General features: G+C 70.4%; 10 protein-coding genes and 1 pseudogene. 9 read left to right on the top strand and 2 right to left on the bottom strand.

Going from position 1 to position 10908, the window contains the following annotated elements; genetic code table 11:
- Together B8460_RS21815 and B8460_RS09465 are read left to right on the top strand one after the other, a co-directional pair.
- Nucleotides 1-693 (top strand): annotated as a pseudogene (locus B8460_RS21815) (hypothetical protein); the annotation flags it as partial.
- Nucleotides 694-791: 98 nt separating this feature from the next.
- The gene (locus B8460_RS09465) at nt 792-1121 is read left to right on the top strand and encodes a hypothetical protein (RefSeq protein ID WP_148360483.1); all 330 of its coding nucleotides are present in this window, start codon (nt 792-794) and stop codon (nt 1119-1121) included.
- Between the two features lie 144 nt (nt 1122-1265).
- Here the strand turns inward: B8460_RS09465 and B8460_RS09460 are convergent, their stop codons facing one another.
- A complete protein-coding gene (locus B8460_RS09460; protein ID WP_048861345.1) occupies nt 1266-2846 on the bottom strand; it encodes a hypothetical protein in 1581 nt (526 codons plus the stop codon).
- A gap of 3 nt (nt 2847-2849) precedes the next feature.
- Complete coding sequence (locus tag B8460_RS09455) at nt 2850-3530, bottom strand: cysteine hydrolase family protein (RefSeq protein ID WP_048861344.1); 681 nt, start codon at nt 3528-3530, stop codon at nt 2850-2852.
- 387 nt (nt 3531-3917) lie between these two features.
- Between B8460_RS09455 and B8460_RS09450 the strand changes: the two genes are divergently transcribed.
- The 7 genes from B8460_RS09450 to B8460_RS09420 form a co-directional block, all read left to right on the top strand.
- Nucleotides 3918-4703 carry a GntR family transcriptional regulator gene (locus B8460_RS09450; RefSeq protein WP_084623429.1) on the top strand — a complete coding sequence of 262 codons (786 nt, stop codon included), beginning with the start codon at nt 3918-3920 and terminating at the stop codon, nt 4701-4703.
- 338 nt (nt 4704-5041) lie between these two features.
- Nucleotides 5042-6538 carry an ABC transporter substrate-binding protein gene (locus tag B8460_RS09445; RefSeq protein WP_048861343.1) on the top strand — a complete coding sequence of 499 codons (1497 nt, stop codon included), beginning with the start codon at nt 5042-5044 and terminating at the stop codon, nt 6536-6538.
- A 16-nt stretch (nt 6539-6554) separates the two neighbouring features.
- On the top strand, nt 6555-7442 hold the full coding sequence (locus B8460_RS09440) for an ABC transporter permease subunit (protein ID WP_048861342.1): 888 nt from the start codon (nt 6555-6557) through the stop codon (nt 7440-7442).
- The gene (locus tag B8460_RS09435; protein ID WP_048861341.1) at nt 7439-8494 is read left to right on the top strand and encodes a branched-chain amino acid ABC transporter permease; all 1056 of its coding nucleotides are present in this window, start codon (nt 7439-7441) and stop codon (nt 8492-8494) included. Before B8460_RS09440 ends, B8460_RS09435 begins: the two co-directional genes overlap by 4 nt.
- Nucleotides 8491-9222, top strand: a complete 732-nt coding sequence (locus B8460_RS09430; protein ID WP_048861348.1) for an ABC transporter ATP-binding protein — start codon at nt 8491-8493, stop codon at nt 9220-9222. Before B8460_RS09435 ends, B8460_RS09430 begins: the two co-directional genes overlap by 4 nt.
- Nucleotides 9219-9920, top strand: a complete 702-nt coding sequence (locus B8460_RS09425; protein WP_048861340.1) for an ABC transporter ATP-binding protein — start codon at nt 9219-9221, stop codon at nt 9918-9920. The genes B8460_RS09430 and B8460_RS09425 overlap by 4 nt, the downstream gene beginning before the upstream one ends.
- Before the next feature lie 11 nt (nt 9921-9931).
- A partial coding sequence (locus B8460_RS09420) for a nitrilase-related carbon-nitrogen hydrolase (RefSeq protein WP_048861339.1) occupies nt 9932-10908 on the top strand: 977 nt, incomplete at its 3' end.

The following is a 10908-nucleotide window of genomic DNA, read 5'->3' as shown; positions in this document are numbered from 1 at the left end:
GGCGGTCCGACGACGGCCGCGCCGCCGCCGCTGGTCTACACGCCGGAGTTCGCGCGCCTCGCGGCGGCCGCGCCGGGGCGCACGCAGGTCGGGCCGGGAGCGACGGGGGCGACGACGATCGACGCGGTGGCGCTGCCGGGGCCGACCTATCTGAACCTCAACGGCGGCGGCGGCATGATCGACGGCGTCGGTGTGACGGTGCAGCCGGGGCTGCGCACGCTCAATGCCGACGGCTCGACCGGCATGGTGTTCGTGCAGACGCCGCGCGCGGGCGGCAGCGTCGCGGGCGGCGACGGCACGACGATCGTCTATGGCGGTGGCGGCGCGGATACGGTGAGCGCCGGCCTCGGGACGACGCTGGTGTGGGCGCTTGGCGACCCCAGCCTGAGTTTCAGCGGTGGCGGCGGGCAGTCGGTCATCCATGCCGGGCGCGGGTCGGTGGACGTGAAGGCGGGCAGCGGCCCGACGCAGCTGGTCCTGACCGACGGCGGTGCGGGCGGGCTGGAGACGCTGAGCAACTACGCGGCGTCGGTCGATACGGTGGACCTGATCGGCTATGCGGCGGGCGCGGCGGCGACGGCGATCGCGACGCAGACCTCCGACGGGCATGGCGGCTCGCTGCTGCATCTGGCGGACGGCACGCGCATCGACCTGGTGGGAATCGCGCATGCGAGCCAGAGCCTGTTCGCCTGAGGCCGGATTGTTACCCTCCGACATCGCGCGTGACTGGCAGTTTACCGCCCGTCGGCTATAGCGCCTGCCAGCGAACCGGTCGGGAATCGGAGACGGGCATGAATCGACGGACGGTACTGTTGGCGGCACTGGCCGCATTGGCGGCGGGGCAGGCGCAGGCCCAGGAAGTGCGCAATCGCGAGGCAAACCAGCAGCGTCGCATCGGGCAGGGCGTCGCGAGCGGCCAGATCACGGCGGGGGAGGCGCGCCGGCTGGAGGGCCGCGAGCAGCGCATCAATGCGAGCCGCCGGGCGGATCTCGCCGCGCATGGCGGCCACCTGACGCCGCAAGAATACCGCAACCTCAACCGGCGGGAGAACGCGGCCTCCGGCGCCATCTATGCCGACAAGCACAATCTGCGCACGCAGCCGGGCGTGGCGCCGCGATGAGGGCGCGCGCATTGTTCCGCCGCGCGGCGCTGGGGCTGCTGGCGGCCTGCGCCCTGGCCGGCTGCGCGTGCCGGCCAGGGTGGGTGGGTCCGTACGGCGGGGTGCATCCGCCGCGTTGCGTGGTGTGGTGAGGGGGCGCCCCTCTCAGTCCGCGGTCGCGGCGTGGCCGGCGGGTTCGGCCGCCGGATGCGCCTGCGCGCCGCGGGCGCAGGCGAGCAGGATGCCGGCGACCACGAGGTAGCTGAGCGCGATCACCGGCGAGCGGTCGATCCCGATCGCCTCGCCGTGGATGAAGCCGAAGAACGTGAGGAGCGCGCCCACGGCGGCAAAGGCGGCGGCGCGTTCCAGCTTGCGGTCGATGATCATCACCGTGATCGAACCGAGCACGACGCCGGCCAGGGTCGCGCCGCTGCCCAGCGCCTCCAGCCCGCGATACAGCACGCCGACCTGCCCTAGCTTGTCCACGCCCACCGCCGCGGCGTTGGTGCCGGCGGCGCCGAGCGCGTTGTCGACCAGCGTCTTGCCCCAGGCGGCGATCTGCGGAACCAGCGCGAGGATGATCGCCGGCGCGTGGCGGTGCGGCGATTCCTGGAACGCCTGCGCGCCGATCAGCATGCCGATATAGAGCAGGATCGGCAGGATCGCGACAACGGGCACCAGCGCCATCAGCAGCGAGATGATGCCGAACCACGTTAGCAGCAGCACCAGGATGCCGGTCGCGGCGGAGTAGCCGATCCGTCCGCCCATCGCCTTCCAGCCCGGGTGGCCGATATAGACCGCGTTGATGAACGGGTTGCCCATCAGGCAGCCGATGAGGCTGATGATCCCGTCCGCCGTCAGCACCTGCGTTGTCGGGAAGCTGTCGCCGCCCGCGGCCGCGCTCTCGACGTTGTCCATCGCCTCCACGAGGTCATAGATGCCGAACGGGATCGCGGTGACGAGGATGACACCGAGATATTGAAAGCCGTGGAAGACGTGGCCGATCGCCGGCAGCGGGACGGAGAAGCCGAAATCCGCGACCGAGGCCGCGAGCTTGCCGAGGCCGAGCCCGCCATAGGAAAGGCCGAGCGCCGATGAGCCCCACGCGATCACCGTGCCGGCGGCGATCGCGACCAGGCCGCCGGGCACGCCGCCCGGATAGCGCACGCCGCCGAACCAGCTCACCAGGATGATGGCGAAGCAGGTCACGCCGATCGCGGGCGTGGCGAACATCTGTGCCGCCGGGCTCATGGAGATGAAGGTGATCGAGATGCCGGCCAGCGACCCGAGCAGGGCGGCGCGCGGGGTGATGCGGCGTATCCAGGGCGCGACGAAGCCGCCCGCCATCAGCACGAAGCTTTGCACGAACACCCAGGTGAGCCCGGCTTCCCAGGCCTGAATCGGGTCCTTGGTCGCGTGCAGGATCGGCAGCATCACCACGAAGGTGACGACGAACATGTGCGGCACGCTGATGCCCGACGGCAGGGCGCAGACGTCGCTCCGTCCCGTCCGCTTCGCCAGCCGCCAGCCGAGCCATGCGTAGTAGACGGTGGACAGGCACAGCATCAGCCCGGTCGCGGGCAGGATGCGGCCGAATACGAGCGAGGCCGGCATGCCGAGCACGAAGCGCAGCAGGCCGGTCAGCACCAGCACGTTGACGAGGATGTTGGTGCCGAAGCCGAAGAAGGCGTTCCAGTCGCCGGCGACCCAGAGGCGCGGGCGGGCGGGGGCGTAGGAGACGGACATCGGTCAGCCCTCCCGGCTGGAGGCGAGCGCGCGCAGCAGGTCGGCGGAGGCGCCGACCCAGCCGAAGATGCCGCCCTGGGCGGTGATCATGCGCAGCGCCTGCGTGTGAAAGTCGGGGAAGTAGCTGCCGGTGCAGTCGCTCAGCACCAGGCAGTCGAAGCCGCGGTCGTTCGCCTCGCGCACCGTGGTGTTGACGCAGACCTCGGTGGTGACGCCGCAGACGATGAGCTGGTTGATCGCGCGGTTGGCGAGGATGGCGCCGAGCGAGGTGGCCCAGAACGCGCCCTTGCCCGGCTTGTCGATCACCGGCTCGCCCGCGACGGGGGCGAGGTCGGGGATGATGTCGTGGCCGGGTTCGCCCTGCACCAGGATGCGGCCCATCGGTCCCTCGTCCCCGATGGTGACCGGGAAGCGGCCCCGCCGGCGCTTGGCCGGCGGCAGGTCGGAGAGGTCGGGGCGGTGGCCCTCGCGCGTGTGGATCACCAGCATGCCGGCCGCGCGGGAGGCCGCGAGGACGGCGGCGGTGGGCGCGATGGCGGCGCGCAGCAGGGCGACGTCGTTGCCGAGCGCCGCGCCGAAGCCGCCGGGCTCGAGGAAGTCGCGCTGCATGTCGATGATGAGGAGGGCGGCGTGCGCCACGTCGAGGTCGAACGCATACGGGGCGGCGGCGACTTCGATCGTCATGGCCGGCCCCCCGCTGCGGACGGTCGAGGCGGGGGCGGTGCGGCGGCGAGGGGCATGGGCGGCTCCCGGAGCGGACGGCTTGCACATGGTCGCCTGCACGCCATCAGCGGCGCGTGCGGCGATCAACCCTGTGTCTGCGGTCCATCCCGAGGCCCGGCGATCTATGTCGCCGATTGCATGCAATTTTGTATGCTCGATTGCATGCAATGTGCAAGGATTAAGGTGCCCTCCGCGGTCGATTGGCGGATGCGGCGGCCATAGGGCACACAGAGACGGCGGCGGCCGGCCGAGTCCGGTCGCCGCTTGTCCGGGCGCCGCCCCCGTCGTGTCGCCGGGGCGCGACGCAAAGGGGCCCGCGACGCGCGAGGCCTTCGACACAGGGAGCGCATGGGAAGCACGACGACCATCCCGGCTATCGATCCGCCCGCGCCGGCGCCGAGCGCGGACGGCCCGCCCGCGCGTGTCTCGCTTGTCGAGGAACTGGGGCAGCGGCTGTCGCAGGAGATCATGGAGGGGGCGCTGCTGCCGGGCGTGCGGCTGGAGGAGGCGGGGCTGGCCGAACGGTTCGGCGTGTCGCGCACGCCGGTGCGCGAGGCGCTGAATTACCTCGCGGCGACGGGGCTGGTGCAGAAGCGGCCGAACCGGGGCGTCGTGGTGACGACGATCTCGCGCAGCCGGCTGCAACAGATGTTCGAGGCGATGGCCGAGTTGGAGGCGTGCGCCTCGCGTCTGGCCGCGCTGCGGATGGGCGCGCGCGAGCGCGACTCGCTGCGTCGCCTGCACGAGGGCTCGGTCGATCTGGTCGAGGCGGGCGATTATCGCGGCTATGACGCGTTCAACCGCGTGTTTCACGAGCAGGTCTATGAGGGTTGCCACAACGGCGAGATCCTCGATCTCGCGCGCGCGATGCGCCGGCGGGTGGCGCCGTTCCGGCGGGCGCAGTTTCAGGTGCCGGGGCGGCTTGTCGCGTCGTTTGCCGAGCACGCGCAGGTGGTGGCGGCGATCCTGGTCGGCGACGCCGACGGCGCCGCCGCGGCGATGCGGGCGCATCTGCGCCTGGTCGGCGGCGCGTCGGCGCGCGTGCTGCACGGGATCGAGCCTGCCGAGGCCGAACGCCTCGGTGCCGCGCGCCTGGACATTGAGGCCCTGGAGTCCGACAGCGCCGCACGCTAGCCTGCGGCCGTGCCGGTTTGTTCGGACAACAGGCCCGGGCATGGCATGGGGCTTGCGAACCAGTGTCGCTGAGGCCGCGCCGGGGCTCCTGTCCGGACACCTGCGCGGCATGTTGACTGAAAGCCTGCACCCTTCCGGGGCGCGGGGCCCGCAATGGTGCGGGCCGGATGGACAGTGTGGCCGCCGTTTGGGCAGCGATGCGGGCATACGCTTGTTTTGCCGGCATGCTGGTCCGAACGCCTGCGCGCCGATGTCCCTTGCTGAACTTCGTCCCTATCATGCGCGCGCCGCGCCGCCCCCGCGGAGCGCTCGCGCGCCATCATCGAAGGAGACCGCCGATGGATACGCCCACACCGTCCAAGGACGCCGCGGCGCCGGATGCCGCGGAGGCTGCCGCGACCGGTCCGCGCCGGCGCGACGTGCTGGTCGCGGGGCTCGCCACGGCGGGTGCGGTGCTCGCGCGGCCCGCGATCGTGCGCGCCGCGTCCGAGACGCCGGTGAAGGTGGGTTTCATCGAGGATGAGTCCGGCAATCTGTCGATCTATGGCGTGCAGAAGCTGCATGCGGCGCAGCTCGCGGTGCAGGAGATCAACGACGGCTACACGCTCGCCGGCGGCCCGGTCGGCATGGGCGGCCTCGGCAGCGACGGGATGTATGCGCCGAAGGCACCGCTGTTGACGGCGTCGGGGTCCAAGCTCGACGTCATCGACGCGGGCGGCACGCCGTCGCAGAAGGGGATCGTGGTGTCCGACGACCAGGAAATCCTGGTGAAGTCGGGCGAAAAGGGCCTGCTCGGCCGTCCGGTCAATCTCGTCTCCGCCGACGGCCAATCGAACAACACGCTGTGGCAGCAGCTGGCGCGGCGAATGATCCAGCAGGATCAGGTGGACGTGCTGGTGGCCGGCTTCGCTTCCGCCGAGCGCGAGGCGATCCGCCCGATCGTCGATCAGCGCAAGCAGCTGTATTTCTACACCAACCAGTACGAGGGCGGCGTCGCCGACAGCCACACGTTCTGCACCGGCGCGGTCTGCGAGCAGCAGGTCATCCCGGTGATGCAGTACATGGTGGAGAAGTTCGGCCCGAAGATCTTCACCATCGCCGCCAACTATAATTTCGGCCAGCTGACGGCGTCGTGGGTGCGTTCCTTCGCGCCGGTGCTGAAGGCGAAGGTGATCGGCGAGGAGTTCCCGCCGCTGGAGGTGTCGGAGTTCAGCTCCGTCATCGCGCGCGTGCAGCAGGCCAAGCCGGACTGGGTGATGACGCTGCTGGTGGGGCAGAACCAGTCCAACTACTACCCGCAGGCGGCGGCCGCCGGGCTGCATCTGCCGATGGCGTCGACGATCAACATGGCGCAGGGCTATGAGCACAAGCGGTTCAAGCCGCCGTCGCTCGCCAACATGCACAACGCCGTGAACTACATGCAGGAGATTCCGACCAAGCGGAATCAGGATTTCGTGCAGCGTTTCTACAAGATGTTCCCCAATGACCCGTATCTGGGTCAGATGGCGCAGAACACGTATTTCAGCATCCACCTGTACGCCAAGGCGGCGCGGCTGGCCGGCACGACGGATCAGGAGAAGGTGCGGCGCACGCTGGAGGCGGGCTGGACCATCGAGGCGCCGGAGGGAAGCGTGTTCCTCGAGCCCGCGACGCATCACGCGACGCATTACATCCGCCTCGCGGTCGCCAACGCGAAGCACGAGATCAGCTTCGTGCGCGAATGGCCGTCGATCGAGCCGTGGTGGCTGCAACGCCTGGGCGTGAACCTTGCACGCACGCCGGAGAAGAAGCAGTACACGCCGGACGACGATCCTTTCTTCAAGATGTTCAAGTAAGGACAAGGCAGCGACGATGCCCGAGGCGGTCAGCCTGTTGTATCAGTTCGGCACCAACGCGGCGTTCCTGCTGCTGAGCGCGCTCGGGCTGATCGTCATCCTTGGCATGATGAACATCATCAACCTGGCGCATGGCGAGTTCATGATGCTGGGTGCCTATGCCGCGACGGCGTCGGTGCAGCGGGGCGTGCCGTTCCCGCTCGCCGTGCTGATCGCGGCGGTGGCGGTGGGGCTGTTCGGCGTGGTGATCGAGCGGCTGATCGTCCGCCGGTTCTACGGGCGCGAGCTGGGTGCCCTGGTCGTGACCTGGGGCATCAGCCTCATTCTCGGCCAGGGCGCGCTGCTGCTGTTCGGACCCTTCATGCCGCCGATCGCGATCCCCGGCGGGGCGGTCGCGCTGGGCGACTATTCGTTCTCGGTCTACTGGCTGTTCCTGATCGTGCTGTGCGGCGTGCTGCTGGCGGCGCTCGCCTTCGTCTATCGCGCCACCCGCTTCGGACTGCAGGCGCGCGCCGCGATGCAGAATGCGCGCATGGCGCGCGCGCTCGGCATACGGGTCGATCGCATCTACATGGCGACGTTCGCGCTGGGCGCGGCGCTGGCCGGGCTGAGCGGGGCGCTGCTGGCCCCGACCACGTCGATCGCGCCGTTCATGGGGCAGCAATTCGTGGCGCCGGCATTCATTACCGTGGTGGTGGGCGGCGGGGCGAGCGTGATCGGCGGGGCGCTGGGCAGCAGCGGGCTGCTGTCGCTGGTGCAGACGCCGGTCGCGTTCCTGTTCGGCACGTTCTCCGGCACGCTGGCACTGCTGCTGACGGCGCTGGTGGTGATCCGCCTGCTGCCGGGCGGCGTGTCGTCGATCGGGCGCTATTTCACCCGTCGCTCGCTAGCGGCGGCACGATGAGCGTCGCCGCGGCCAGCCGCGCCGCGCCGCGCGGCTCCGGTCTCGCGCGCCTGCTCAACGGGCCGCACGACATCGGGCGCACGCCGGGCGCATGGGCGGTGCTGGCGGCGGGGCTGGCGAGCTTTTTGGTCTATCCGCACTGGGCGACGGCGTTTCAGGCGACCAACGTCGCGTATTACCTGCTCAACATCCCGATGGCGCTCGGCCTCAGCCTGCTTTGGGGTTATGGGGGCGTGCTGAGCTTCGGGCAGGTCGCCTTCTTCGCGGTCGCCGGATACGTGTACGGCATCGTCGCGGGCAACCTGCCGGACGCGCCGTGGGGCACGTGGCTCGGGGTCGTCTCCGGCCTCGGCGCATCGGCCGCGCTGGCGGCGGTGTTCGGCTATTTCATCTTCTATGCGCGGGTCGCGGCGTGGATCGTGCCGATCCTCACGCTCGTGCTGGCGCTGTTGCTGAGCACGTTCCTCGGCCTGACGGCCGGGTCGATGTGGACGGTGGGGCAGGTGCCGCTCGGCGGCTACAACGGCATGACCGGCATCCCGGCGCTGCAGGTCGGGACGCTGACGTTCCAGGATTATGCGTTCTACTACCTGACGGTCGGTGTCGTCGTGCTGTGCTATATCGGCCTGCGCGCCTGGGTGAACGCGCATCGCGGGCAGGTGCTGATGGCGATCCGCGAGGATACGCTGCGCACCGAACTGCTCGGCTACGACGTGCGCCGCGAGCAGTTGCGCGCCTTCGTCCTCGCGGCGACGCTGGCCGGGGTGTCGGGGCTGCTGTACGTGCAGTGGGGCAACTACATCACGCCGTCGGTGACCGGGCTGCAGCAGGCGGCGCTGCCGGTGGTGTGGGTCGCGGTCGGCGGGCGCGACAGCCTGCTGGCGGTCGCGATCTGCACCTTTCTGCTCAATCAGCTCAGCTACGTTCTGTCGTCGGCCGGCAACCAGTATGCGCTGGTGATCATCGGCGCGCTGCTCGTCGCGGTGATGATGTTCGCCCCGGAGGGCATCGTCGTGACGCTGGCGCGGCGCACGTGGCGGCGGCGGCGATGAGCGACGGGGATGCGCTGTTGCGGGCCGAGGGGCTGTGCAAGCGCTTCGGCGGCGTGGTGGCGGCGCAGTCGATCGACTTCGCGCTGCGACGCGGGGAGCTGCGCTGCGTCATCGGGCCGAACGGCGCGGGGAAGTCGACGTTCTTCTCGCTGTTGTGCGGCATCCAGCGGCCGGATGCGGGCCGCATCGTCTTCGACGGGCGCGATATCACCCGGCTCAAGCCGTTCCAGCGCGTGCGCCTCGGCATCGGGCTGACGTTCCAGACCAACCGCGCCTTTCACGCCATGACGGTGGCGGAGAATCTCGAGACGGCGCGGCGCGGCGGCGCGGCGGGGGACGACGTGCATTTCCAGACGGCGCTGGCGTCGTTCGGGCTGGCGGCGCAGCTCGAACGCCCGGCATCGGCGCTGCCGCATCATGAGCTGCAATGGCTGGAGATATGCATGGCGTTGCGGCGCGGACCGCTGCTGCTGCTGCTCGACGAGCCGACGGCGGGCATGTCGCCGGCCGAGACGGCGCGCACGGCGGAGGTGTTGACGGCGCTCGCCGCCGACGGGCTCGCGATCGCGGTGGTGGAGCACGACATCGCCTTTGTCCGGCAGGTGGCGCAGACGGTGACGGTGCTGCATCAGGGCGCGGTGTTCGCCGAGGGCAGCTTTGCCGAGGTGACGGCGCGCGACGACGTGCGGCGCATCTATCTCGGGCATGTCCACGAGGCCGCGGCATGAGCCTGTCGGCATCCGGACTGTGGAGCGGCTATGCGACGGGCGACGTGCTGCGCGACGTGACCGTGCGGCTCGACCGTGGCGAGATCGTGGGCGTGGTCGGGCGCAACGGCGCCGGCAAGAGCACGCTGATGCAGACGATCATCGGCCTGCTGCCGGCGCGGCGGGGCGAGATCATGCTCGACGGCACGGCGCTCACGCGGCTGCCGGCCGAGGAGCGGGCGCGGCGCGGTCTCGGCTATGTCCCGCAGGGCCGGCAGGTATTCCCGGCGATGACCGTGCAGGAGAATCTCCGCAGCGGCATGTATGTCGGCGGCGGGCGCAGAAAGCTCGATTTTGACATGGTGTACGCGACGTTCCCCGTGCTGCGCGAGCGGGCGCGGCAAGTGGCGGGCACGTTGAGCGGCGGCCAGCAGGAGATGCTGGCGATCGGGCGCGCGCTGATCGCGGGACCGGCGGTGCTGCTGCTCGATGAGCCGAGCGACGGCGTGCAGCCGAGCATCGTGCAGGAGATCGGCGAGGCGCTGCGCACGCTCAACCGCACGACGGGGCTGTCGGTGCTGATCGTCGAGCAGAACCTGGAGCTGATGCAGCGGGTGGCGCAGCGCGCCTATGTGCTCGACAAGGGCGCAATCGCGGCGACGCTGGATGGCGCGCAGGTGCAGGATTCCGCGCTGCTCGCCGGCTATCTCGCGATCTGACGGAGGGACGGTTGGGCGAGCGCTATCTGGCGGCAGCGGTGCAGTTCGAGCCGCGGCAGTTCGACAAGCCGGCCAACATCGCCGGTCTGACCCGGCTGATCGAGGACGCGGCGGCGCGCGGCGCGAGGCTGATCGTGACCCCCGAGATGGGTACGACCGGCTATTGCTGGTTCGACCGCGACGAGGTTGCCCCCTTCGTCGAACCGGTGCCGGGACCGACGACGGAGCATTTCGCCGCGATCGCGCGGGCGCGCGACGTCCACATCGTCATCGGCATGCCGGAGGTCGATCCGGCGACCGACCTTTACTACAACAGCGCGGTGCTGATCGGCCCGGGCGGCGTGGTCGGGGTGCATCGCAAGACGCATCCGTATATCTCCGAGCCGAAATGGGCCGCACCGGGCGATCGCGGTCATCAGGTGTTCGCGACGCCGCTCGGCCCGATCGCGCTGCTGATCTGCATGGATATCCATTTCATCGAGACGGCCCGGCTCGCCGCGCTCGGCGGGGCGGAGGTGATCTGCCACATCAGCAACTGGCTCGCCGAACGCACGCCCGCGCCGTACTGGATCAGCCGCGCATACGAGAACGGCTGCTACGTCATCGAGGCGAATCGGTGGGGCCTCGAGCGGACGGTGCAGTTCAGCGGCGGCAGCTGCATCATCGCGCCCGACGCGACGATCGAGGCGGTGGTCGATCGCGGCGACGGCATCGCGCTGGCGCAGATCGACCCGGATCGCGTGGCCGCGCAGCGTCGCGCGGCGGAGGTGCCGCCGCGCCGGCCGGAGCTGTACGCGGACCTGCTGATCAATACGTTCGCGTGGAATCCGCGCGACTTCTTCGGCCTGTACGGCCATCGGCCACTGCCGCCGGGGCGTCGGTCGCGCGTCGCGGTGGCGCAATACGCGCCGCAGGGCGATGCCGGGGCGCGTGGCGCGCAGGCCGAGGCGTGGATCGCGCGGGCGGTGGACGACGCCGGCGCGGCGCT

It is taken from the genome of Acidisphaera rubrifaciens HS-AP3, assembly GCF_000964365.1.
Lineage (GTDB): Bacteria > Pseudomonadota > Alphaproteobacteria > Acetobacterales > Acetobacteraceae > Acidisphaera > Acidisphaera rubrifaciens.
The sequence above is the reverse complement of the archived record's forward strand: the minus strand, read 5'-3'. Positions and strand labels throughout refer to the sequence as shown.